This window comes from Pseudomonas sp. YA1, from assembly GCF_058680555.1.
The window spans coordinates 85377-108238 of the sequence record NZ_JBZWBG010000003.1; the positions used below are offsets into that span (position 1 = coordinate 85377).

A 22862-nucleotide genomic window follows, 5' to 3' on the forward strand; every position below is an offset into this window, starting at 1 on the left:
ACGGTGGCCGGATGGCCGCCGTTCTCATTGCGCCGCCGGCTCCTTCCGCCGTTGCCGGTACTCGCCGGGCGTCTGCCCGGTCCAGCCCTTGAAACTGCGATGGAACGAGCGGGACTCGGTGAAGCCCAGGTACTGGGCGATGTCCTGGATCGGCAGCTCGCTATGCAGCAGGTAGTGCTCGGCCAGTTCGCGGCGCAGTTCGTCGAGGGTCTGCTGGTAGCTGCTGCCGGCTTGCTGCAGGTGGCGTTGCAGGGTGCGTACGGTCATGCCGAACTTCTCCGCCACCCGTTCCTTGCGCGGCAGGCCGTCCTTGAGTAGCTGGCGCAGGGCGTTCTTCACCCGCAGCGGCAGCGGCTCGTCATCGTCCAGCTCGGCCATCAGCGCCAGGGCATGTTCTTCCAGGGTGCGCAGCAGCGTCGCGTCGGCCTGGCGCAGCGGCAGCGCCAGGTAGTCCAGTGGTACCAGCAGCGCCGAACAGGGTTGGGTGAAGCGCACCGGACAGCCGAAGAAGGTCTCGTAGTCTTCCACGCGGGTTCCGTCCGGCAGGTCGTGTTCCAGCCAGACCTCGTCCGGCGAACCTTCCAGGTCGGCGATCCAGCGCGCGTAGAGGACCCAGGAAGCCAGGACGTGCTCGACCATGTGGCGCCGTACCAGGGGTGTCTGGTGGCGGCAGTTCCAGATCAGCCGGACCTGCCCGCCGGCCGCCTCGATGCGGCTGGTGCCCATGTCGCCGACCAGCTTCTCGTAGGGCGTGATGCGGCTCATGGCCTCGCCCAGGGTGGCGCAGTTCATCGCGATGTAGCCGAGCACGCTCCAGGAGCCGGGCTGGACGAAGCGCGCCGAATGCAGGCCGAACAGGGGATCGCCGGAATGCTCGCAGAAATAGCCGAGCAGGCGCTCGTGGGCTTCGCCCGGCAGGCGCTGGCGATTGTCGTTGAGCTGGTCGGCCTGGAGGCCGGCGGCGGCCAGGGCAGGGGCGATGTCCAGGCCGAGCCGTTCGGCGTGGCGCAGGTACTTCAGCAGGGCCGGAACCGAGGTGGAGCCAAGGGTCTGCATGGTCGTTGTTCTTGTCGTGGCGGGTGGAACAGGCCGTCCGGCGTGCGTGCCGGCTGTCTTGATCGGTCACAGGGAGTGTCTCGATCCGACAGTGACAGGCGAGGGCGGCTGGCTAGTATAGGCAGCCAGAAAGGTTCCGATAAACAGGTTGCCGCGACAAGCGAGGGGAGAGGTTCATGCGTCGTTGGAATGGCTGGGGCGAAGAAAGCACCGTGGTCGAATTGCCGGACAGCGCCCGTGGGTTCCTGGCGGAACTGGTCGGGCAGGGCGCACGCTTGCCGGACGCCAGCCTGGAGGCGGCGCTGGCGAAGGTCCCGGCGTCGCGCCTGGAGGCCGATCCGCGCTACAGCATCGACCCCCGTGAGCGTCTGCTGCATGCCCGCGGGCAGAGCCTGCCGGACTGGCTGGCGATGCGCGAGGGCGACTTCGGCGTCTACCCGGACGCCGTGGCCTATCCGGAAACCGCCGAGCAGATCCGCGAGTTGCTGGCCCTGGCCGACTCCCGCGACCTGCAACTGATTCCCTATGGCGGCGGTACTTCCGTGGCCGGCCATATCAATCCGCAAGCCTCGCGGCGGCCGGTACTGACGGTCTCGCTGGAGCGCATGAACCGCCTGATCGATCTGGACCGCGAGAGCCTGGTCGCGACATTCGGCCCCGGCGCCGCCGGCCCGCAGGTGGAGAGCCAGTTGCGTGCGCTGGGCTACACGCTCGGGCATTTCCCGCAGTCCTGGGAGTTGTCGACCCTCGGTGGCTGGGTCGCCAGCCGCTCCAGTGGCCAGCAGTCGCTGCGCTATGGGCGGATCGAACAACTTTTCGCCGGCGGGACCCTGGAGACCTTCGCCGGGCCGCTTGAAATCGCTACCTTCCCGGCATCCGCGGCGGGACCGGACCTGCGCGAACTGGTGCTGGGCTCTGAGGGACGCTTCGGGATCATTTCCTCGGTGAAGGTGCGGGTCTCGCCGCTGGCCGAGGACGAGCGCTTCTACAGCGTCTTCCTGCCGAACTGGCAGCAGGCCCTGCAAGCCACCCGCGAGCTGGCCCAGGCGCGCGTGCCGCTGTCGATGCTGCGCCTGTCCAACGCCGTGGAAACCATGACCCAACTGGCCCTGGCCGGCCATCCCGGACAGATCGCCTGGCTGGAGAAATACCTGGCACTGCGCGGCGCGGGCGAGGGCAAGTGCATGCTGACCTTCGGCGTGACCGGCAACCGTCGGCAGAACGGATTGTCGCTGAGCCAGGCGAAGGCCTTGCTGAAACGCTTCGGCGGGGTCTTCACCGGCACCCTGCTGGGGCGCAAGTGGGCGCAGAACCGCTTCCGCTTCCCCTACCTGCGCGAGGCCCTGTGGCAGGCGGGCTACGCCGTGGACACCCTGGAGACCGCCACCGACTGGAGCAACGTCGACGGCCTGCTGCAGAAGATCGAGGCCAGCCTGCGCGACGGCCTGGCCGCCGAGGGCGAGAGGGTCCATGTGTTCACCCACCTCTCGCATGTCTATGGCGAGGGGTCGAGCATCTATACCACCTACGTGTTCCGTCCGGCCGCGAGCTATGCGGCGACGCTGGAGCGCTGGAAGCGTCTCAAGCATGCGGCCAGCCAGGCGATCGTCGACAATCGCGGCACCATCAGCCACCAGCATGGCGTCGGCAAGGACCACGCACCCTACCTGCCCCGCGAGAAGGGCGAACTGGGCGTCGCCGCGCTGCGTGCCATGGCCGGACACTTCGACCCGGCCGGGCGGCTCAACCGCGGCACCCTGCTGCAGGACTGAGCGGAATGACTTCAGCCTGGAACGAGGAGTGGCGTCGCCGCCGCCTGCCGGCGCTGGCGGGGCAGGAGTGGGACCTGATCGTGGTTGGCGGCGGCATCAGCGGTGCCGGCATCCTCCGCGAAGCCGCGCGGCGCGGCTGGCGCTGCCTGCTGCTGGAGCAGCGGGACTTCGCCTGGGGCACCTCGAGCCGCTCGTCGAAGATGGTCCATGGTGGCCTGCGCTACATCGCCAAAGGCCAGTGGCGGCTGACCCGCGACTCGGTGCGCGAGCGCCAGCGCCTGCTCGGCGAGGCGCCTGGGCTGGTGGAGCCGTTGAGCTTCGTGATGGCCCACTACCGCGGCGGCTTTCCCGGCCCGCGGGTATTCGGCGGCCTGCTGAGCGTCTACGACGCCCTTGCCGGGCGGCGCAACCACCGCTTCTACGACGCCGCCGCGTTGCGCTACCTGGCGCCGGGCCTGAAGGAACAACGGCTGCTCGGCGGCACGCGATTCTTCGATGCGGTGACCGACGATGCGCGCCTGGTGCTGCGGGTGCTGGCCGAGGCGCGTCACGACGGCGGCGAGGCATTCAACGGCATGCGTGTGCGCGAATTGCTGCGCGAGGGCGGCCAGGTGGTCGGCCTGCGCGCCGAGGACCGCGAGAGCGGCGAGCTTCTCGACTTTCGCTGCCGCGCCCTGGCGGTGGCCACCGGGGCCTGGGCCGATGAGTTGCGCCAGCCCGGCGGAAGCGAGCACATCCGCCCGCTGCGCGGCAGCCATCTATTGCTGCCGGCCTGGCGCCTGCCGGTGGCCCATGCCTTCAGCTTCATGCACGCCACGGACCGGCGACCGGTGTTCGTGTTCCCCTGGGAGGGTGCGACGGTGGTCGGCACCACCGATCTCGACCATCGCGACGGCCTTGGGGAGGACGCGCGGATCAGCCGCGCCGAACTCGACTACCTGCTGGCGGCCTGCGCCCAGCAGTTTCCCGCCGCCGCCATCGAGGCGCGCGACGTGCTGTCGACCTGGGCCGGCGTGCGACCGGTGGTCAGCAGCGGTGACGACAGCGGCAAGCCTTCCGACGAGAAACGCGAGCATGTGCTCTGGCGCGAGCCGGGCTGCGTGACCCTGGCCGGCGGCAAGCTGACCACCTTCCGGCCGCTGGCGGTGGAGGTGCTACAAGCCTGCGCGCCGCTGCTCGGGCGCACGGTCACGGACGATGGCGCGGCGGTGTTCGGCGCCTGCGAAGGCCCGCTCATCGACGGGCTCGGCAGCGGCCAGCGACGTCGCCTGGCCGGTCGCTACGGACGCGACCTGGTCCGCCTCAAGCGGCTGGTGGACACCCTCGGAACGGACTGCGTGGGTGCCAGCGAAACGCTCTGGGCCGAACTGGCGTTCGCCGCCGAGGCGGAAATGGTGCTGCATCTCGACGACCTGCTGTTGCGCCGCACCCGCCTCGGCCTGCTGTTGCCCGGAGGCGGCGCGGCATACCTGCCGCGTATCCGCGCGCTCTGCCAAGCGCGCCTGGGCTGGGACGACCCGCGCTGGGAACGTGAGCAACAGGCCTATCTGGACCTCTGGCGCCGGCACTACAGCCTGCCCGTCTGACCAGCCGAGACGAGAACGAGATGAACGACAAGAACTATCTGCTGGCGATCGACAATGGCACCCAGAGCGTGCGCGCCCTGCTGTTCGACCTACAGGGCAACCTGCTGGGCAAGGGCAAGGTGGAGCTGGAGGCCTACTACTCGAAGCATCCGGGCTGGGCCGAACAGGACCCCGAGTACTACTGGGCGATGCTCGGCGAGGCCTGTCGGCGGCTCTGGGACCAGGTGGACATCGATCGCGGGCTCATCCGCGGGGTGTCGCTGACCACCCAGCGCGGTACGGTGATCCACGTCGATGCCGAGGGCAGGCCGTTGCGTCCGGCGATCCTCTGGCTCGACCAGCGCCGGGCGGAGGTCCGCGAGCGCATCAGGGGGCCGTGGGGCTGGCTGTTCAAGCTGGTCGGCGCCGAGGGCGCGGTGGAGCATTTCCGCGCCCAGGCCGAGGTCAACTGGGTGGCCCAGGAGCAGCCGGAGATCGCCGCGAAGACCGACAAGGTGTTGCTGCTTTCCGGCTTTCTCAGCCACCGCCTGACCGGCCGTTTCGTCGATTCGGTGGGGTGCTGCGTAGCCTACCTGCCGTTCGACTACAAGCGCCTGCGCTGGGCCGCCCCGCGCGACTGGAAATGGCAGGCGCTGGCGGTACGCCGCGAGCAGTTGCCGGAGCTGTTCAAGCCGGGCGAGCGGCTCGGCGAGATCAGCGCCGAGGCCAGCCGGCACACCGGCATTCCGCAAGGCCTGCCGTTGATCGCCGCGGGGGCCGACAAGGCCTGCGAGGTGCTCGGCGCAGGTGCGCTGGAGCCCACCATCGCCTGCCTCTCCTACGGCACCACGGCGACCATCAACACCACCCGCGCCCGCTACCTGGAAACCGTGCCGCTGATTCCACCCTATCCGGCGGCGATTCCCGATCATTTCAATACCGAGGTGATGATCTATCGCGGCTACTGGATGGTCAGCTGGTTCAAGCGCGAGTTCGGCTTGCGCGAGATGCAGCAGGCGCGCGAGCAGGGGGTCGAGCCGGAGCAACTGTTCGACGAACTGGTCAACGGCGTGCCGCCCGGCTCGATGGGCCTGACCCTGCAACCCTACTGGTCGCCGGGAATCCGCGAACCGGGACTGGAGGCCAAGGGGGCGATGATCGGTTTCGGCGACGTGCATACCCGGGCGCACATCTACCGGGCCATCCTCGAGGGCCTGGCCTATGCCCTGCGCCAGGGCAAGGAGCGCATCGAGAAGCGTTCGGGCACGCCGATCGTGCGCCTGCGCGTGGCCGGCGGCGGCTCGCAGAGCGACGCGGCGATGCAGCTCACCGCCGACATCTTCGGCCTGCCGGCCGAGCGCCCGCATGTCTACGAGGCGTCCGGCCTGGGTGCGGCGATCGACTGCGCGGTGGGGCTCGGCCTCTATCCGGACGTCGCCAGCGCGGTGGCCGGGATGACCCGCGTCGGCCGGGTTTTCCTGCCCCAGGCGGAGGCCCGGCAGATCTACCAGCGGCTCTATGGCGAGGTCTACCTGCGCATGTATCGCCAGTTGCGCCCGCTCTACCGCAGCATTCGCGAGATTACCGGCTACCCTGCCTGAACCGGGCGCCGCACTTCCGTCCCGGATACGCGGTCAATAGGCAAAGACAAGGCCACGACGAGGGGTTCGGTTCGATGGACAAGGACAAGGTTCTGCTGGTCCTGCACGGCAAGCAGGCGGGCAACGAAGAGGTTCGTGCCGCGGTCGCGGCGCAGCGCGAGGCCGGGCGGAAGCTGGCGGTGCGGGTAACCTGGGAGGACGGCGACGCCCGGCGCATCGTCGAAGAGGCGCTGGCGGCCGGCTATGCGACGCTGGTCGCCGGAGGTGGCGACGGCACGCTGCGCGAGGTGGCCGAAGCGCTGGCGCGTGGGCGAGGCGAGGCGAGCCTGGCGATCCTGCCGCTGGGCACCGCCAACGATTTCGCCCGCGCCGCCGGGATTCCCCTGGAGCCGGCCGCGGCGCTGGCGCTGCTCGACCAGACGGCGCGGCCGATCGACCTGGGCGAGGTGAACGGCAAGCTGTTCCTCAACATGGCCACTGGCGGCTTCGGTTCGAAGGTCACGGCGAATACCTCGGAGGACCTGAAGAAGGTTCTCGGCGGTGCCGCCTACCTGTTGACCGGGTTGACCCGTTTTTCCGAAGTGCATGCCGCCCAGGGCCGTTTCAGCGCCCCGGACTTCCAGTGGGAAGGCGAGTTCCTCGCCCTGGGCATCGGTAACGGGCGCCAGGCCGGCGGCGGGCACGTACTGTGTCCGCAAGCGCGAGTGGACGACGGCCTGCTGGACGTGAGCATCCTGCCGACGCCGCAGGACATGGTCGGTACCCTGGGCACCCTGCTCGGCGGTGGCAACGGAGTGGAAAGCCTGTTCGTCCGCGCGCGGGTGCCATGGCTGGAAGTGGAGGCGGCGGAAGGTCTCGACGTCAATCTCGACGGCGAGCCGCTGGAAGGACGCAAGCTGCGTTTCTCGGTTTCCCCGGGCGCGCTGCGCGTGCACTTGCCGGCCGGTTCGCCGTTGTTGCGCGAGCCGCCGCGCGAGGACTGAGGGCGGGGCCGACTGATCCGCTGCCTGGAGTGGCGTCTGTGTCTTGTCGGCCTTTCCCGCGACACCGTATAACAGCATCTTTCCACCAAGGATGCTGGTTCCATGTTCCGTCTCTCCGCGCTGTACCGCTATCCGATCAAGTCTTCCGCCGCCGAGTCCCTGGAGCGCGTCGCGCTCGATGCGCTGGGCGTGGTCGGCGACCGACGCTGGATGGCGGTGGACACCGAAACCGGACGTTTCTTCACCCAGCGCCTGCTGCCGCAGCTGGGGCGTATCCAGGCGCGCTGGGCGGCGCCGGAGGTCCTGCGGCTGAATGCGCCGGGGATGTCCGAGCTGAGCCTCGAAGTACCGGCAGCCGACGCCAACCTGCGTGGCGTCACGGTCTGGCGCGATACCTTGCAGGCGCCGGATGCCGGCGACGCCGCAGCGGACTGGCTGACGCGCTTCCTCGGCCGCCCGACGCGCCTGGTGCACATTCCCGAGGCGCGCGCACGGCAGGTCGATACCGGCTACGCCGAGCCGGGGCAGAAGGTGCATTTCGCCGACGGCTTCCCGCTGCTGCTGATCGGCCAGGCTTCGCTCGACGACCTCAGCCAGCGGGTCGGCCGGCCGCTGGAGATGCTGCGCTTCCGTCCCAACCTGGTGGTGGAAGGCAGTGCCGCGTTCGCCGAGGACGGCTGGAAACGCATCCGCATCGGCTCGGTCGAGTTCGTCGTGGCCAAGCCCTGTTCCCGCTGCATCCTCACCACCCTGGATCCGGCGACCGGCGAGCGCAACGAGGACCGCGAGCCGCTGACGACCCTGAAGACCTACCGGGAAAAGGATGGCGCGGTGCTGTTCGGGCAGAACCTGATTGCGCTGGGACAGGGCGGCCTGGAGGTGGGGATGCCGGTGGAAATCCTCGACTGAGGAACGGTCGCCCGCCGTTGCGGCGGGCGGCCATTGCCGGCGATCAGAGCTTGGCGTCGACGCAACCGGTGCTCAGGCACTCGCGCTCGCGTTCGCGGAGGAAGTCGAGGCGCTGGCGGGTCTTCTCGGTGGCGCAGTCGAGGTTGACGAAATAACCGTTGTCCTTGCTTTCGCTGCAGGCCGCGTCGCGCTCCTTGATCCAGGCGATCTGGCTCTTCTTCAGCAGGGCTTTCTGGCCGTCGTTCAGGTGCTTGCGCAGGGTGCCGAACTGCTGGTTCAGCTCGCGGTCGGCCTGGGAAAACTCGCCGCTGCGGCAGTACACGCTGTCGAAGGCGTTGCGCGGCGTACCGCAGGCGTCGGCGGCCAGGGCGCCGTCGGCGAGCAGCAGGCTGGAGGCGGCGAGCAGGGCGGTAGCGAGGGGCTTGTTCATCTTGAGGTCCTTTTCAAGGTACTGGAAAGGCCCGGGCGTCCGGGCCGGGTTGGGGGTCAGAGATCGTCGAAGTAGCGTTCGTGCCAGTCGACGATGGGCTGCGGCGCATTGAGCTTCTGCCCGTAGATCACCGCATAGGACAGCACGTTCTGCACGTACTGGCGAGTCTCGTCGAACGGAATGGTCTCGATCCACACGTCGAAGGCCAGGTGGCGGGTATCTTTCAGCCACTGGCGGACGCGGCCCGGACCGGCGTTGTAGGCGGCCGAGGCGAGTACCCGGTTGCCGTTGAACTGGCCATGCACCTGGCTCAGGTAGGCGGCGCCGAGGCGGATGTTGACGTCGGGCACGATCAGTTGCTGGGTCGAGGCCAGCGGGATGCCGAACTTGCGCGAGGTCTCCTTGGCGGTGCCGGGCATCAGCTGCATCAGCCCGGTGGCGCCGACTCCGGAACGGGCATCGGACATGAACGCGCTTTCCTGCCGGGTGATGGCGAAGATCCAACTGGAGTGCAGGCCGCGGTTCTTCGCTTCGCGCACCAGGGTGGCGCGGTGCGCCATCGGGAAGCGGATGTCCAGGTCGTCCCAGTACTGCGCCTGGCTGATCGAGCGGATCGCCGGGAAATACCACTGCATGTCGTAGGCCAGCCTGGCCTGGGCGATCAGCTCGTCGCGATCGAACAGGCGCGCGGCGTGGTACCACTCACGGCGGGCGTTGATCACTTCGCCACGGTTGAAGAACTCCATGGCCCGGCGCGTACTGGCGGCGTTGCGTACGCGTTGCAGGACGCGCGGGTCGATGTGCGCAGGGCGGTTGCCGAGCTTGTACGGCACGCTCAGGCGGTCGGCGGCGAGGAAGCCGTAGAAGTCGCGCTCGCCGGCGAGCTTCTGGTACAGCGCGATCGGCTCCTTGCTGTTCGGCTGCGCCAGTTGCAGGCTGCGTGCCTGCCAATAGCGCCAGCGGCTGGTGGCGGCAAGATCCTGGGGCAGCTTGCGGGTCAGCGCGTAGGCTTCGTCCCAGCGGCCCAGGCGCAGCAGCAGGCGGGTGCGCCATTCGGTGACGGTGTTGTCGCGCAGGCCGGGATCGTACTGGGTCATCAGCGGCAGTGCGCGCGGATCGAAGCGCTTGGCCAGGCTGAGTCCGATCTCGCGGGCAATGGCGACCTTCTCGTCGCTGGAGAAGGGTAGCGCCGAGCTGTAGTAGTCGAGCAGGCTCAGGGCCTTTTCCGGGTCCTGCCGCGCCAGGCGGCGCAGGCCGAGACCGACCACGTCGGCGGTGGCATGGTCGCGCTGGCTGAAGCGGCCGGTCTGGCTCAGCTGGGCGGGGTTCTGCGCCACGCTGACCATCAGCGCGCCCTGGTTGCCGAGGGTCGGCAGGCGCTGCGCGAGGTGCGAGGCGAGGCTGTAGTTGCGCGCTTCGGCGGCCAGCTTGAGGCGTTTCCAGACCTTTTCCTCGGTGAGCTGGCCTTCGCCCTGCCAGAGGCCGAACAGGGTATCGCAGGCAGCCGGCTGCGACTTGCCGACCAGCCACAGGCGTTCGCTGGTGGCGTAACCTTCGGCCTTCTGGCCGTGGCCCAGCTGGTACTGGCCATACAGGCAGTCGAGTTCGGTGAAGTTCAGCTTCGGATCGTAGTAGTTGACGAAGGTCTTCCAGTCGCCGCGATCGGCCAGCAGGCGCAGCCAGCGCAGTTTCAGCCAGCCGATCTGCGGCAGGTCGCCGTGTTCGGTGAGGAAGCGCTCGACCTCCTCGTTGCTGGCGGTCTTCAGCCGGTGGGTCAGCTCGTCGTAGGCTAGGTAGGGTTCCAGCGGGTAATCGCGCAGGGCGCTGCGCGAGGCCATGTAGGGCGCGCTGTTGCCCTTGGCCAGGGCGGCCTTGGCCTGGTCGTAGAGACGGCGTTGTTCGGTCAGGGAAGCGGCGTGGACCGCGTCGACGGAGGAAATACTGAGCAAAAGGCAGGAAACGAGAGTGAACAGGCGACCGCGCATGACTTATCCGGGCAGGTGATGTCGGGTAACGTCGGCAGGTCCGCAACGGCTGCCTACGGGCGTTTCGACCGCTCGCGGGACCGGCGCGCGACCGCTGTCGCGGGGCGCGCCCGAAGCCGGGCGGATGGCTCGCCTAAGCTTAGCCGTTGCGGCATGGCGGTGAAAGCGCCGTGCCTTCCGATGCCTATCCGGCGTAAAATGCGCGCCCTGTTTCCGGAGGCGCCCATGACCCTGCTCAAGTTCACCGATGTATCCCTTGCCTTTGGCACCACTCCCTTGCTGGACAAGGTGTCGTGGCAGATCGGCCGTGGCGAGCGGGTCTGCGTGATCGGACGCAACGGTACCGGCAAGTCCAGCCTGTTCAAGGTGGTCAAGGGCGAACAGCAGGCCGACGACGGCGAAGTCTGGCGCGCACCGGCGCTGAAGATCGGCGAATTGCCCCAGGAACTGCCGCGTGCCGACGAACGGACAGTGTTCGACGTGGTGGCCGAAGGCCTGGCGGAAGTCGGCAAGCTGCTCGCCGAGTACCACCACCTGAGCCTGAACATCCATACCGACGACGACCTGGCGCGCCTCTCGCGGGTCCAGCAGGAACTCGAGGCGCGCGATGGCTGGCGCCTGCAGCAACTGGTGGACAGCACCCTCAGCCGCCTGCAGTTGCCGGCCGACAAGACCCTCGCCGAACTCTCCGGCGGCTGGCGTCGGCGCGTGCTGCTGGCCCAGGCGCTGGTCGCCGAGCCGGACCTGCTGCTGCTGGACGAACCGACCAACCACCTGGACATCGGCGCCATCGCCTGGCTCGAGGAAGCGCTGCTGGGCTTCAACGGCGCGGTGCTGTTCATTACCCACGACCGCGCCTTCCTGCAATCCCTGGCGACCCGCATCCTCGAGCTGGATCGTGGCCACCTGATCGACTGGAACGGCGACTACGCCAGTTTCCTGGTGCACAAGGAACAGCAATTGGCCGCCGAAGAAGCTGCCAACGCATTGTTCGACAAGCGCCTGGCCCAGGAAGAAGTGTGGATCCGCCAGGGCATCAAGGCCCGCCGCACGCGCAACGAAGGGCGGGTTCGGGCACTGAAGGAAATGCGTCGCGAACGCGCCGAGCGCCGCGAGCGCCAGGGCAAGGCCAGCTTCCAGCTGGAAAGCGCGGACAAGTCCGGCAAGCAGGTGATCGTGGTGGAGCACGTCAGCTTCGCCCATCCCGGCGGCCAGCCGCTGGTACGCGACTTCTCCATGGTCCTGCAGCGCGGCGACCGTATCGGCCTGCTCGGCGCCAACGGGACCGGCAAGACCACCTTGCTCAAGCTGCTGCTTGGCGACCTGCAGCCGACCTCGGGCAAGATCGAGGTGGGCACCAAGCTGGAAGTGGCCTACTTCGACCAGTTGCGCCATCAGCTCGAACCCGAGCAGACGGTGATCGACAATATCTCCGAAGGCCGCGAGTTCATCACCATCGACGGCCAGAACCGGCATGTGCTCAGCTATCTCGGCGACTTCCTGTTCAGTCCGCAGCGCGCCCGCACCCCGGTGAAGGCGTTGTCCGGCGGCGAGCGCGCGCGCCTGCTGCTGGCCAAGCTGTTCAGCAAGCCGGCCAACCTGCTGGTGCTCGACGAACCGACCAACGACCTCGACGTGGAAACCCTGGAACTGCTGGAGGAAGTCCTGCTCGGCTTCCAGGGCACCGTGCTGATGGTCAGCCACGATCGGGCCTTCCTCGACAACGTGGTGACCAGCACCCTGGTCTTCGAGGGCGAGGGCAAGGTTCGCGAATTCGTCGGCGGCTACCAGGACTGGCTGCGCCAAGGGGGCACGCCGCGCCTGCTCGGCGTGAGCGAGTCGAAGAGCGGCAAGGCCGAGCTGAATACCGCGTTGGCGCCCGCCGCCGAATCCGTTCCGGCTGCCGCGGCGCCGAGCGAGGCGCCGGCGAAGAAAAAGCTCAGCTACAAGTTGCAGCGCGAGCTGGAGGCCTTGCCCGGGCAGATCGACGCGGTCGAGGCGGAGCTGGCGGGTGTCCAGGAAACCATCGCGCAGCAGGATTTCTATCTGCGCCCGCAGGACGAGCAGCGCGAAACCCTGGCGCGGCTGGATGCGTTGCAGCAGGAACTCGATGCCTTGCTCGAGCGCTGGGCCGAACTGGAAGACTGATCCATTTCGAAAAAGTGAGCTGCATCAATGTGATAGCGGCTCATCTCGATGATCCTTGCGGGCCTTGCCGGCGGTGGGTGCAGTCCTCCGTCGGTCCCTCTGGCTGGCGTCATTGACGGGCCGGCCGTCTCCCGAGAAAGGATCAGTCCATGGCAATCGAGTACCGCATCACGCTGGACGACCAGCATCAGCTCAACTATCGCATCGAGCTGGAGCGGCACTACGACCCGCAGGCGGCCTCCGCGGCGCCGCGCTGGACGCGCCTGGAGCACAATCGCTGCAGCAACTGCCCGCTCGATCGCGAACGCTACAGCCATTGTCCGGCGGCGGTCGACCTGCATGGGGTGATCGAGGATTTCCGCAACCTGCCGGCGTTCCGCAAGGCCGGCATCTGCGTGCGCACGCCGGAGCGCGAGTACATCAAGCAGGCGGGCCTGGAGGAAGGACTGCGCGCGCTGATCGGCTTGATCATGGCCAGCAGCGCCTGTCCGCTGCTGGCGCCGCTGAGGCCGATGGCCATGCAGCACCTGCCGTTCGCCAGCAACCAGGAGTTCGTGCTGCGGGTGGTGCCGCTGTACCTGATGCGCCAGTACTTCAACTTCCGCGAGGGGCGGCATGCCGATTGGGAACTGAAAGGGTTGGTGCGGCTGTTCCAGCAGTTGCAACTGGTCAACCAGGCGTTCTGGCAGCGAATCCACGACACCTGTGTCAGCGATTCCAACCTGAAGGCGTTCCTGACCTTCTTCTCGCTGTCATCGAGCATCAGCTATTCGCTGGAAACCCAGTTGCAGAAGATCCGCCCGCTGGTGATGAGCGCCGAGGAAACGCTCGGCTGAGGCGCAGGCCCCGGCCGAGCGGGGAGAGATCAGGCTTTCTTCAGGTGCACCGCGAGCACGTCGCAGGGCGCGCCGTGCAGCACGTCGTTGGCAGTGGAACCGAGCAGCAGCGCCAGGCCGTGGCGACCGTGGCTGCCGACCACGATCAGGTCGCAGGCCTGCTCCGCGGCGAGGCGGTGGATTTCCTGGCGTGGTTGCCCGTAGACCAGGTGGCGCTGCTCGCTGCCGAGGTCCGGATAGCGCACGGCGAAGGCATCCAGGCGTTCACGGGCCTGGTCGAACTGCTGCTGCTGCAACATCGACAGGTCCATCGGCACGTCCCCGCCGAAAGCCATGGCCATGGGCTCGACCACATGCACCACCGAGAGGCGGGCCTGGTTGCTGGTGGCCAGGGCCGCCGCACGCTTCATCACCGGGTCGCATTCGTCGGTCAGGTCGACGGCGACCAGAATGTGTTGATAGGGCATGAACGTCTCCTCCCAGAAGGGGATAGTGTTTTCATTATGGACTTTCGCGCCGCGCGTGGAACCTGTTCCGTTGCGCTGGGCAAAAAGCTGCTCCGCCGTGGCCGCATTCGCCTGTAAACTGCGCCTCCCTTGGCGACTGCGACCGATCCTGCCTGTGCGCGCGGATCGAGGCAAATGCCTTAACCGTTTTTCGAGTGTCCGTTCCTTATGACCACTTGGCTGGTGATTCTGCTGCTGGCTGTCATGCTCAGTCCCCTGGCCTGGCTGATGCCGTCCAACAGGCAGCGCGGCAAGATGGCCCTGCGCCTCGAGGCGCGCCGTCTCGGCCTGGCCATGCAGCTCGCGCGCCAGGATTGGCCGCATTGGCTCGAGAGCGCTCCGCCGACGTCCTGCGCGCAGTTCCACTGCCCGCGCCGACGCGGCCGGGAGGCCTGGTGCTATTGGCAGAATACCCCGGGCCAGTGGCTGAACCAGTGGCGCGAGCCGTGCGCGGACGATGAGTTGCTGGACGCCCTGCGCAGCCTCCCCGGGGATGTCTACAAGGTGGAGGCGACCGCCCAGTTCCTTGCCCTGTATTGGGGCGAGCGCGGCGATAGCGCCGACCTCGGGCGCATCGCCGAGTTTCTCCGCCAGCGCGCCTGAGGCGGCGCGCCGAGGTTCATTGGTTGCGCGCGGCATACAGCGCGGCGACCTTCTCCAGGCCATCGATGATCCGGTCTGCATTCTTGTTGACCAGGAACGGCACGCTGTTCTGGTTGTAGTTGCGCAGGGACTTCTCGATGTAGTGCCACTTGATCGCCACGCTGCGCAGCGCCCTGGCGATCTCCTCGTCGTTCTGCGGCGCCTGCTGCAGCTTCAACAGGTTGACCGAAAAGCGGCTGGCCAGGTCGTCCAGTGGACGCTCCTCGCCGCCGCCGAAGAAGCTGGCGCCCACCGACGCGTTGCGCGAGGCATAGTCCAGGGCAATGTCCTGCATCAGCAGGCTCTGTTCGCGGCTCTGCTCGGTGAGCGTCGGCACCGTGGCGGCGTTTTCCCATTGCAGGCTGCGATACAACTGGCCGCCGAGGTCCATCAGTTGCTGGTTGCGCCGTGCCAGGTCGGCGACCGGTTGGAGGTCGCTGTAGCCCTTGTTGCGCACCGCGCCGGTCAGCTTGTCGAGGTCTTGCGCATAGTCCCGCCATTGCTCGCGAAGCTGGCCCAGCAGGCGCCGGGATTCGCTGCCGTTCACGCCGTCGAGTCGCTGCAGGCGGGCTTCCGCCGTCTGCGCCGAGCTTTCGATCAGGCTGGCGTAGCGTTGATCGCCTTCCTGGCCGACGTACATGAAGAAGGCGTTCAGGGATTTCTGCGTGGCGAGCCGCATCTGGTGCAGGGCGAGCAGGTCATCGGCGGTCCCTGCCGCGAAGACGGGCAGGCTGAGCAGGCCGAGCAGGGCCAGACAAAGAGTGAACGGACGGCAGATCATGGGTTCCATCTCCATGTGGCCCTGGAGGCCTTCTTGTTGTTCTTTTGTAACGGCCCGTGGCCGATCATGCATGGCGATCTGCGGCGACTCTAGCCTGCCTTTCCGCACCGGGACAAGCGCCCACGGCGCCGATCATCGAACATCTGAATGGTCCGACAGAGGCTGGCTGAATGGCCCTGCGCAGAGGGCCTGGAGGAGGGCAGGTGTTTTCCGGATGGCTGATTGACAATTCCCGGCTTTTGCCGGAATGTGTGCGCACCCAAGTCAAACGGGCGTATGAATCGAGCGTTTGCCTCGCGCAGGCCTCGACAATAGAGACCCGGTTATCGCGTCGGCGGGTGTGCCGAAGGGTTTGGGACTATGCTCGGCGGTTGCCGAAAGGGTCCCGACACGGCGTCCGATGTGTAAGTTCAAGCTTCCATAATAGCGTGGAGATCAGTTGATGATTTACCAAGGTAAAGCCATCACGGTTAAGCCTCTTGAGGGCGGCATCGTCGAGTTGAATTTCGATCTCAAGGGCGAGTCCGTCAACAAGTTCAACCGTCTCACCCTCAGTGAGTTGCGTGCGGCAGTCGATGCGATCAAGGCCGATGCATCGGTCAAGGGCGTGATCGTGACCAGCGGCAAGGACGTGTTCATCGTTGGTGCCGACATCACCGAGTTCGTTGACAACTTCCAGCTGCCCGACGAGGAACTGATGGCGGGCAACCTCGAAGCCAACAAGATCTTCAGCGACTTCGAAGACCTGGACGTACCCACCGTTGCCGCGATCAACGGCATCGCCCTCGGCGGCGGCCTGGAGATGTGCCTGGCCGCGGACTTCCGCGTGATGAGCGCGACCGCCAAGGTCGGCCTGCCGGAAGTCAAGCTGGGCATCTACCCGGGCTTCGGCGGCACCGTCCGCCTGCCGCGCCTGATCGGCTGCGATAACGCCGTCGAGTGGATCGCCTCGGGCAAGGAAAACAAGGCCGAGGACGCCCTGAAAGTCGGCGCCGTCGACGCCGTGGTCGCTCCCGAGCAACTGCAGGCCGCTGCCCTCGACCTGGCCAAGCGCGCCGTCGCCGGCGAGCTGGACCACAAGGCACGGCGCCAGCCGAAGCTGGAAAAGCTGAAGCTGAATGCAATCGAGCAGATGATGGCCTTCGAAACCGCCAAGGGCTTCGTCGCCGGCCAGGCCGGTCCGAACTACCCGGCGCCGGTGGAAGCCATCAAGAGCATCCAGAAGGCCGCCAACTTCGGCCGCGACAAGGCGCTGGAAGTCGAAGCCGCCGGCTTCGTCAAGCTGGCCAAGACCTCGGTCGCGCAGAGCCTGATCGGCCTGTTCCTGAATGACCAGGAACTGAAGAAGAAAGCCAAGAAATACGACGAAGTCGCCAAGGACGTGAAACTGGCCGCCGTGCTCGGCGCCGGCATCATGGGCGGCGGCATCGCCTATCAGTCGGCGCTCAAGGGCACCCCGATCCTGATGAAGGATATCCGCGAAGAGGGTATCCAGATGGGCCTGAACGAGGCCGCCAAGCTGCTCGGCAAGCGCGTCGAGAAGGGTCGCCTGACCCCGGCGAAGATGGCCGAGGCGCTCAATGGCATCCGTCCGACCATGTCCTATGGCGACTTCGGCAACGTCGACATCGTCGTCGAAGCCGTCGTCGAGAACCCCAAGGTCAAGCAAGCCGTGCTCGCCGAAGTGGAAGGCGCGGTGAAGGAAGACGCGATCATCGCCTCCAACACCTCGACCATCTCCATCAGCCTGCTGGCCCAGGCGCTGAAGCGTCCGGAAAACTTCTGCGGCATGCATTTCTTCAACCCGGTGCACATGATGCCGCTGGTGGAAGTGATCCGTGGCGAGAAGACCGGTGAAACCGCCATCGCCACCACCGTCGCCTACGCCAAGAAGATGGGCAAGAGCCCGATCGTGGTCAACGATTGCCCCGGCTTCCTGGTCAACCGCGTGCTGTTCCCGTACTTCGGCGGCTTCGCCAAGCTGCTGAGCTTCGGCGTCGACTTCGTGCGCATCGACAAGGTGATGGAGAAGTTCGGCTGGCCCATGGGCCCGGCCTACCTGTCCGACGTGGTCGGCATCGACACCGGCCACCATGGCCGCGACGTCATGGCCGAGGGCTTCCCGGACCGCATGGCGGTCGAGGGCAAGACCGCCGTCGACGTGATGTACGAGGCCAACCGCCTGGGCCAGAAGAACGGCAAGGGCTTCTACGCCTACGAGACCGACAAGCGCGGCAAGCCGAAGAAGGTCACCGATCCGCAGGCCTACGAAGTGCTCAAGCCGATCGTGGTCGAGCAGCGCGAAGTGACCGACGAGGACATCGTCAACTTCATGATGATCCCGCTGTGCCTGGAAACCGTGCGTTGCCTGGAAGACGGCATCGTCGAGACCGCTGCCGAGGCCGATATGGGCCTGATCTACGGCATCGGCTTCCCGCCCTTCCGTGGTGGTGCTCTGCGCTACATCGATTCGATCGGTGTCGCCGAGTTCGTGGCCCTGGCCGACAAGTACGCCGAGCTGGGCGCGCTGTACCACCCGACCGCGAAGCTGCGTGAAATGGCCAAGAACGGTCAGAAATTCTTCGGTTAATCGCGGAACGACTAGAGCGAGAGTGAATTTATGAGCCTGAATCCGAGAGACGTCGTCATTGTCGACTTCGGCCGCACCCCGATGGGTCGTTCCAAGGGTGGCATGCACCGCAACACCCGCGCCGAGACCATGTCGGCGCACCTGATCAGCAAGCTGCTGGAGCGTAACCCGAAGGTCGACCCGGCCGAAGTGGAAGACGTGATCTGGGGCTGCGTCAACCAGACCCTGGAACAGGGCTGGAACATCGCGCGCATGGCGTCGCTGATGACCCAGATCCCGCACACCAGCGCCGCGCAGACCGTCAGCCGCCTGTGCGGTTCGTCGATGAGCGCGCTGCACACCGCCGCCCAGGCGATCCAGACCGGCAATGGCGATGTATTCGTCATCGGCGGCGTGGAGCACATGGGCCACGTCGGCATGATGCATGGCGTCGACCCGAACCCGCACCTGTCCCTGTACGCCGCCAAGGCCTCGGGCATGATGGGCCTGACCGCGGAAATGCTCGGCAAGATGCACGGTATCAGCCGTGAGGCGCAGGACAAGTTCGGCGCGCGTTCGCACCAACTGGCCTGGAAGGCCACCCAGGAAGGCAAGTTCAAGGACGAGATCATCCCGATGGAAGGGTATGACGAGAACGGTTTCCTGAAAGTCTTCGACTTCGACGAGACCATTCGTCCGGAAACCACCGTCGAGACCCTGGCCGAGTTGAAGCCGGCGTTCAATCCGAAAGGCGGCACCGTGACCGCGGGGACCTCCTCGCAGATCACCGACGGTGCCTCCTGCATGATCGTGATGTCGGCCCAGCGCGCCCAGGACCTGGGCATCCAGCCGATGGCGGTGATCCGCTCCATGGCCGTGGCGGGTGTCGACCCGGCGATCATGGGCTACGGCCCGGTGCCGTCGACCAACAAGGCGCTCAAGCGCGCCGGCCTGACCATCGCCGACATCGATTTCGTCGAACTCAACGAAGCCTTCGCCGCCCAGGCCCTGCCGGTGCTGAAGGACCTCAAGCTGCTCGACAAGATGGACGAGAAGGTCAACCTCCACGGCGGCGCCATTGCCCTGGGTCACCCGTTCGGTTGCTCCGGTGCACGCATTTCCGGCACCCTGTTGAACGTGATGAAGCAGAACGGCGGTACCCTTGGCGTGTCCACCATGTGCGTGGGCCTGGGACAGGGTATCACCACCGTCTTCGAGCGCGTCTAAGCGTTCGTAGAAGGGGAAAGCCGGGGCCTCGTGCCCCGGCTTTCGTTTTTTAGTGTCAGTCGTTTCCGGCTGCATCGAGCGAATGACGCCCCGGGAGCGCGGGTTTGCCTATTGTGCGATCCGTGCCTATACCGGGCTGTTGTATGTCGGCATTGTGCCGTTGTTTTCCGATTTTCGAGACAAGGTAAGGAACATGGACCTGCAGGCTGGGCTCTATCGTCATTACAAGGGACAGAACTACCGGGTCCTGGGTGTCGCGCGGCATTCGGAGACGGAAGAGGCGCTGGTGATCTACCAGGCGCTGTACGGCGAATTCGGTCTCTGGGTGCGTCCGCTGGAGATGTTCACCGAGGCCGTGGAGGTCGATGGCGAGTGGGTGCCGCGCTTCGTCCTAGTGAGTCCCGATGCCGATCCCCTGGGCTTGCAGAAAGCTCCCGGCGGGGAAGACCGCGCTTGACCTTGGCTCGTTCGCCACTATATATAGCGGTGCCGCGCTAGTCGCTCCCTTCTTTATATTCATCTTTTCGACGCAGGAACCTTCCGATCCATGGGTAAATCGCTGGTCATCGTGGAATCCCCGGCCAAGGCCAAGACCATCAACAAGTACCTGGGTAGCCAGTACGTGGTGAAGTCGAGCATCGGCCACATCCGTGACCTGCCCACCAGTGGTTCGTCGAGTTCCAAGGAGCCGGCGGCCAAGGGCCGCAAGAGCGCCTCCGAGGCGCCGGCGCTGTCACCGAAGGAGAAGGCCAGGCGCCAACTGGTTTCGCGCATGGGGGTCGACCCCGAGCATGGCTGGAAGGCCAAGTACGAGATCCTGCCCGGCAAGGAAAAGGTCATCGACGAGCTGCGCCGCCTGGCCAAGGACGCCGACACCGTCTATCTCGCGACCGACTTGGACCGCGAAGGGGAGGCCATCGCCTGGCACCTGCGGGAAGCCATCGGCGGTGACGAAAGCCGCTACAAGCGCGTGGTATTCAACGAAATCACCAAGAAGGCCATCCAGGAGGCCTTCTCCCAGCCCGGCGAGCTCGATATCAACCGGGTGAACGCCCAGCAGGCGCGGCGTTTCCTCGATCGCGTGGTCGGCTACATGGTCTCGCCGCTGCTCTGGCAGAAGATTGCCCGCGGGTTGTCCGCCGGCCGCGTGCAGTCGGTGGCGGTGAAGCTGGTGGTGGAGCGCGAACGCGAGATCCGCGCCTTCGTCCCGGAAGAGTACTGGGAGGTGCATGCCGACCTCGGTACCGCCAAGGGCGCCAACGTGCGCTTCGAGGTTACCCGCGAGAAGGGCGAGGCCTTCAAGCCGCTCAACGAAGCCCAGGCCATGGCGGCCCTGGAAAAGCTCAAGGCGTCGGCCTATAGCGTCGCCAAGCGCGAGGACCGGCCGACCTCCAGCCGACCCTCGGCACCGTTCATCACTTCCACCCTGCAGCAGGCGGCGAGCAACCGCCTGGGCTTCGGGGTGAAGAAGACCATGATGATGGCCCAGCGTCTCTACGAGGCCGGCTACATCACCTACATGCGTACCGACTCGACCAACCTGTCGGCCGATGCCATTGGCATGGTCCGCGGTTTCATCGAAGACGAGTTCGGCCAGAAGTACCTGCCGGGCAAGGCCAACGTCTACTCGAGCAAGGAGGGCGCCCAGGAAGCGCACGAGGCGATCCGTCCTTCCGACGTCAACCTCAAGCCGACCCAGCTGTCCGGCATGGAGCGCGACGCCGAGCGCCTGTACGACCTGATCTGGCGTCAGTTCGTGGCGTGCCAGATGACCCCGGCCGAATACCTCTCGACCAGCGTGAGCGTCACCGCCGGCGATTTCGAACTGCGCGCCAAGGGCCGCATCCTCAAGTTCGACGGTTATACCCGGGTACTGCCGCAGCAGAGCAAGCCGGGCGAGGACGACGTCCTGCCGGAAATGAAGGAAGGCGAGAACCTCAAGCTGATCAAGCTCGATCCGAGCCAGCACTTCACCAAGCCGCCGGCGCGCTACTCCGAAGCGAGCCTGGTCAAGGAGCTGGAGAAGCGCGGTATCGGCCGCCCCTCGACCTACGCGGCGATCATCTCCACCATCCAGGAGCGCGGCTACGTAACCACCCACAACCGCCGCTTCTATGCGGAGAAGATGGGCGACATCGTCACCGATCGGCTCAACGAGAGCTTCGCCAACCTGATGGACTACGGTTTCACCGCCGGGATGGAGGAGCATCTCGACGACGTGGCCCAGGGCGAGCGCGACTGGAAGCACCTGCTCGACGAGTTCTACGGCGATTTCAAGAAGAAGCTCGAGGTGGCCGAAGTCAGCGAGAAGGGGATGCGCGCCAACCAGCCGACCCTGACCAACATTCCCTGCCGCGAGTGCGGCCGGCCGATGATGATTCGTACCGCCTCCACCGGCGTGTTCCTCGGCTGCTCGGGCTACAGCCTGCCGCCGAAGGAACGTTGCAAGGCGACCGTCAACCTGATTCCCGGCGACGAGATCGCCGCGGACGACGAGGGCGAGTCCGAGTCGCGGGTGTTGCGTGGCAAGCATCGCTGCCCGATCTGCAGTACCGCGATGGACGCCTACCTGCTGGACGAGAAACACAAGCTGCATATCTGCGGCAACAACCCCGACTGTCCGGGCTACGAGATCGAGGAAGGCCAGTACCGGATCAAGGGCTACGAAGGGCCGAGCCTGGAATGCGACAAGTGTGGCAGCGAGATGCAGTTGAAGACCGGCCGTTTCGGCAAGTTCTTCGGTTGCACCAATCCAACCTGCAAGAACACCCGCAAGCTGCTGAAGAATGGCGAGGCGGCGCCGCCGAAAATGGACGCCATCCGCATGCCTGAATTGAAGTGCGAGAAGGTGGACGATATCTACGTGCTGCGCGACGGCGCTTCGGGCATGTTCCTGGCCGCCAGCCAGTTCCCGAAGAACCGCGAGACCCGCGCGCCGTTGGTGAGCGAGATCATCCCGCACAAGGCCGAGCTGGATCCCAAGTACCATTACCTCTGCGACGCCCCGCAGAAAGACCCGGACGGCCGTCCCGCGGTGATCCGTTTCAGCCGCAAGACCAAGGAGCAATACGTGCAGTCCGAGGTCGATGGCAAGCCCACCGGCTGGCGCGCCTTCTACGATGGCGGCAAGTGGAAGGTCGAAGACAAGCGCTGATGGATGGCGCGCCCGCTTGCATGGGGCGCGCTTATACTGCGCGAAGGCCGGGCGCTGACCTGGCCTGCGCTCCGCATTCCTTGCAGTTTTAACCGGGAGTACCGGCATGGCCCAAGAGCTTTATACCCGCACCAACCAGAAGCTGTATTTCGCCGGGTTGGCTCTGGAGGCCTGGAAGCGAGCCGATGCCGAGCGGGCGATGAATGCCCAGGCGATCATCCAGGGGGAGCGCGAGTCGGCGCTGTTCCACCTTTATGGCGCAGTGCTCGGTGTATGCCATGAGATCGCCGGTTACTACCGTCTGCCGCAGGCTGCCGCTCCTCGCGTGGATGCATTGCTGAATGCCGAAGTGCTGGCGGCCGCGCCCAGCCCCGAGCTGGCTGAGCTGGTGGAGTTGGCGTCGCAGCCGGAAACCTGGCTGGGCCAGTTGCTGGGCGCCTACTCCGAGCTGTTCCTGCCGCCGCGACCGACCAAGGCAGCGAAGATCGACCCCAGCACACCGTTGATCGTTGCCGTGAGTATCGACGAAGACGCCCCCTTGCTTTCTCGCGAAACCCTCGAGGAATGGCGGCAGTCGCTGAAGCAATTGGTCCTGCGTTTTCGCGAGAGCCTGACGGAGCTGTAACGCCGTCGTCATTCGCCGATCAGCGGTAGGAAATTTTCCTACCGTTCCACTCGGTTGATTTGCCAGCAAAAAA

Annotated in this window: 18 protein-coding genes; 13 read left to right on the forward strand and 5 right to left on the reverse strand. The window is 66.2% G+C overall.

Translation table 11 applies throughout. The features are described from left to right. Positions 1–24: 24 nt before the first annotated feature. Positions 25–1056 carry an AraC family transcriptional regulator GliR gene (gene gliR / locus AC4OR5_RS04690; RefSeq protein WP_003091237.1) on the reverse strand — a complete coding sequence of 344 codons (1032 nt, stop codon included), beginning with the start codon at positions 1054–1056 and terminating at the stop codon, positions 25–27. Positions 1057–1232: 176 nt separating this feature from the next. Here gliR and AC4OR5_RS04695 point away from each other — a divergent pair, with 176 nt between their 5' ends. The 5 genes from AC4OR5_RS04695 to AC4OR5_RS04715 all read left to right on the forward strand — a co-directional run bounded on the left by AC4OR5_RS04695 (position 1233) and on the right by AC4OR5_RS04715 (position 7886). After that, complete coding sequence (locus AC4OR5_RS04695; protein ID WP_003119788.1) at positions 1233–2828, forward strand: FAD-binding oxidoreductase; 1596 nt, start codon at positions 1233–1235, stop codon at positions 2826–2828. A 5-nt stretch (positions 2829–2833) separates the two neighbouring features. Continuing rightward, entirely contained in the window at positions 2834–4414 is a 1581-nt protein-coding gene (locus AC4OR5_RS04700; RefSeq protein ID WP_023108500.1) for a glycerol-3-phosphate dehydrogenase/oxidase, read from the forward strand. Positions 4415–4434: 20 nt separating this feature from the next. Next, complete coding sequence (locus AC4OR5_RS04705; RefSeq protein ID WP_003109491.1) at positions 4435–5994, forward strand: FGGY-family carbohydrate kinase; 1560 nt, start codon at positions 4435–4437, stop codon at positions 5992–5994. 74 nt (positions 5995–6068) lie between these two features. Further along, a complete protein-coding gene (gene yegS, locus AC4OR5_RS04710) occupies positions 6069–6977 on the forward strand; it encodes a lipid kinase YegS (protein ID WP_023435285.1) in 909 nt (302 codons plus the stop codon). A 102-nt stretch (positions 6978–7079) separates the two neighbouring features. Beyond that, entirely contained in the window at positions 7080–7886 is an 807-nt protein-coding gene (locus AC4OR5_RS04715; RefSeq protein ID WP_003122468.1) for an MOSC domain-containing protein, read from the forward strand. A gap of 43 nt (positions 7887–7929) precedes the next feature. Here the strand turns inward: AC4OR5_RS04715 and AC4OR5_RS04720 are convergent, their stop codons facing one another. Together AC4OR5_RS04720 and slt are read right to left on the reverse strand one after the other, a co-directional pair. Next, positions 7930–8316, reverse strand: a complete 387-nt coding sequence (locus tag AC4OR5_RS04720) for a lysozyme inhibitor LprI family protein (protein ID WP_003091225.1) — start codon at positions 8314–8316, stop codon at positions 7930–7932. Between the two features lie 56 nt (positions 8317–8372). Next, positions 8373–10301, reverse strand: a complete 1929-nt coding sequence (gene slt, locus AC4OR5_RS04725) for a lytic transglycosylase Slt (protein WP_015649145.1) — start codon at positions 10299–10301, stop codon at positions 8373–8375. 225 nt (positions 10302–10526) lie between these two features. Here slt and AC4OR5_RS04730 point away from each other — a divergent pair, with 225 nt between their 5' ends. Continuing rightward, the gene (locus tag AC4OR5_RS04730; protein WP_019485507.1) at positions 10527–12449 is read left to right on the forward strand and encodes an ATP-binding cassette domain-containing protein; all 1923 of its coding nucleotides are present in this window, start codon (positions 10527–10529) and stop codon (positions 12447–12449) included. 149 nt (positions 12450–12598) lie between these two features. Beyond that, positions 12599–13285, forward strand: a complete 687-nt coding sequence (locus AC4OR5_RS04735) for a DUF6901 family protein (protein WP_003130673.1) — start codon at positions 12599–12601, stop codon at positions 13283–13285. Between the two features lie 29 nt (positions 13286–13314). Here the strand turns inward: AC4OR5_RS04735 and AC4OR5_RS04740 are convergent, their stop codons facing one another. Beyond that, positions 13315–13752, reverse strand: coding sequence for a universal stress protein (locus tag AC4OR5_RS04740; RefSeq protein ID WP_003091210.1), 438 nt, complete (start codon positions 13750–13752; stop codon positions 13315–13317). A 207-nt stretch (positions 13753–13959) separates the two neighbouring features. Between AC4OR5_RS04740 and AC4OR5_RS04745 the strand changes: the two genes are divergently transcribed. Continuing rightward, positions 13960–14394, forward strand: a complete 435-nt coding sequence (locus AC4OR5_RS04745; protein WP_003109487.1) for a hypothetical protein — start codon at positions 13960–13962, stop codon at positions 14392–14394. A 16-nt stretch (positions 14395–14410) separates the two neighbouring features. Here AC4OR5_RS04745 and AC4OR5_RS04750 read toward each other — a convergent pair whose 3' ends face one another. Continuing rightward, positions 14411–15229: a F0F1-type ATP synthase subunit beta gene (locus AC4OR5_RS04750; RefSeq protein ID WP_058160231.1), complete on the reverse strand. Its 819-nt coding sequence runs from the start codon at positions 15227–15229 to the stop codon at positions 14411–14413. A 427-nt stretch (positions 15230–15656) separates the two neighbouring features. Here AC4OR5_RS04750 and fadB point away from each other — a divergent pair, with 427 nt between their 5' ends. From fadB to AC4OR5_RS04775, 5 genes are all read left to right on the forward strand, one after another. After that, positions 15657–17804 (forward strand): fatty acid oxidation complex subunit alpha FadB, encoded by a 2148-nt coding sequence (fadB, locus tag AC4OR5_RS04755; RefSeq protein ID WP_003091204.1) that lies wholly within the window; start codon positions 15657–15659, stop codon positions 17802–17804. A 30-nt stretch (positions 17805–17834) separates the two neighbouring features. Further along, the gene (fadA, locus tag AC4OR5_RS04760; RefSeq protein ID WP_003091203.1) at positions 17835–19010 is read left to right on the forward strand and encodes an acetyl-CoA C-acyltransferase FadA; all 1176 of its coding nucleotides are present in this window, start codon (positions 17835–17837) and stop codon (positions 19008–19010) included. A 193-nt stretch (positions 19011–19203) separates the two neighbouring features. Next, positions 19204–19467 carry a DUF1653 domain-containing protein gene (locus AC4OR5_RS04765; protein WP_058160230.1) on the forward strand — a complete coding sequence of 88 codons (264 nt, stop codon included), beginning with the start codon at positions 19204–19206 and terminating at the stop codon, positions 19465–19467. A gap of 90 nt (positions 19468–19557) precedes the next feature. Then, complete coding sequence (gene topA, locus AC4OR5_RS04770) at positions 19558–22164, forward strand: type I DNA topoisomerase (RefSeq protein WP_003091201.1); 2607 nt, start codon at positions 19558–19560, stop codon at positions 22162–22164. 106 nt (positions 22165–22270) lie between these two features. Beyond that, positions 22271–22789 (forward strand): DUF6586 family protein, encoded by a 519-nt coding sequence (locus AC4OR5_RS04775; protein ID WP_003091199.1) that lies wholly within the window; start codon positions 22271–22273, stop codon positions 22787–22789. The last annotated feature ends 73 nt before the right edge of the window (positions 22790–22862 follow it).

What these genes read in the sequence shown, in the direction of transcription:
- fadA (WP_003091203.1), top strand. Translation starts at nt 17,835, where the DNA reads ATGAGCCTGAATCCGAGAGACGTCGTCATTGTCGACTTCGGCCGCACC.
- AC4OR5_RS04730 (WP_019485507.1), top strand. Translation starts at nt 10,527, where the DNA reads ATGACCCTGCTCAAGTTCACCGATGTATCCCTTGCCTTTGGCACCACT.
- AC4OR5_RS04695 (WP_003119788.1), top strand. Translation starts at nt 1,233, where the DNA reads ATGCGTCGTTGGAATGGCTGGGGCGAAGAAAGCACCGTGGTCGAATTG.
- AC4OR5_RS04715 (WP_003122468.1), top strand. Translation starts at nt 7,080, where the DNA reads ATGTTCCGTCTCTCCGCGCTGTACCGCTATCCGATCAAGTCTTCCGCC.
- AC4OR5_RS04765 (WP_058160230.1), top strand. Translation starts at nt 19,204, where the DNA reads ATGGACCTGCAGGCTGGGCTCTATCGTCATTACAAGGGACAGAACTAC.
- topA (WP_003091201.1), top strand. Translation starts at nt 19,558, where the DNA reads ATGGGTAAATCGCTGGTCATCGTGGAATCCCCGGCCAAGGCCAAGACC.
- AC4OR5_RS04745 (WP_003109487.1), top strand. Translation starts at nt 13,960, where the DNA reads ATGACCACTTGGCTGGTGATTCTGCTGCTGGCTGTCATGCTCAGTCCC.
- slt (WP_015649145.1), bottom strand. Translation starts at nt 10,301, where the DNA reads ATGCGCGGTCGCCTGTTCACTCTCGTTTCCTGCCTTTTGCTCAGTATT.
- yegS (WP_023435285.1), top strand. Translation starts at nt 6,069, where the DNA reads ATGGACAAGGACAAGGTTCTGCTGGTCCTGCACGGCAAGCAGGCGGGC.
- AC4OR5_RS04705 (WP_003109491.1), top strand. Translation starts at nt 4,435, where the DNA reads ATGAACGACAAGAACTATCTGCTGGCGATCGACAATGGCACCCAGAGC.
- AC4OR5_RS04735 (WP_003130673.1), top strand. Translation starts at nt 12,599, where the DNA reads ATGGCAATCGAGTACCGCATCACGCTGGACGACCAGCATCAGCTCAAC.
- AC4OR5_RS04720 (WP_003091225.1), bottom strand. Translation starts at nt 8,316, where the DNA reads ATGAACAAGCCCCTCGCTACCGCCCTGCTCGCCGCCTCCAGCCTGCTG.
- AC4OR5_RS04750 (WP_058160231.1), bottom strand. Translation starts at nt 15,229, where the DNA reads ATGGAGATGGAACCCATGATCTGCCGTCCGTTCACTCTTTGTCTGGCC.
- AC4OR5_RS04740 (WP_003091210.1), bottom strand. Translation starts at nt 13,752, where the DNA reads ATGCCCTATCAACACATTCTGGTCGCCGTCGACCTGACCGACGAATGC.
- AC4OR5_RS04775 (WP_003091199.1), top strand. Translation starts at nt 22,271, where the DNA reads ATGGCCCAAGAGCTTTATACCCGCACCAACCAGAAGCTGTATTTCGCC.
- fadB (WP_003091204.1), top strand. Translation starts at nt 15,657, where the DNA reads ATGATTTACCAAGGTAAAGCCATCACGGTTAAGCCTCTTGAGGGCGGC.
- AC4OR5_RS04700 (WP_023108500.1), top strand. Translation starts at nt 2,834, where the DNA reads ATGACTTCAGCCTGGAACGAGGAGTGGCGTCGCCGCCGCCTGCCGGCG.
- gliR (WP_003091237.1), bottom strand. Translation starts at nt 1,056, where the DNA reads ATGCAGACCCTTGGCTCCACCTCGGTTCCGGCCCTGCTGAAGTACCTG.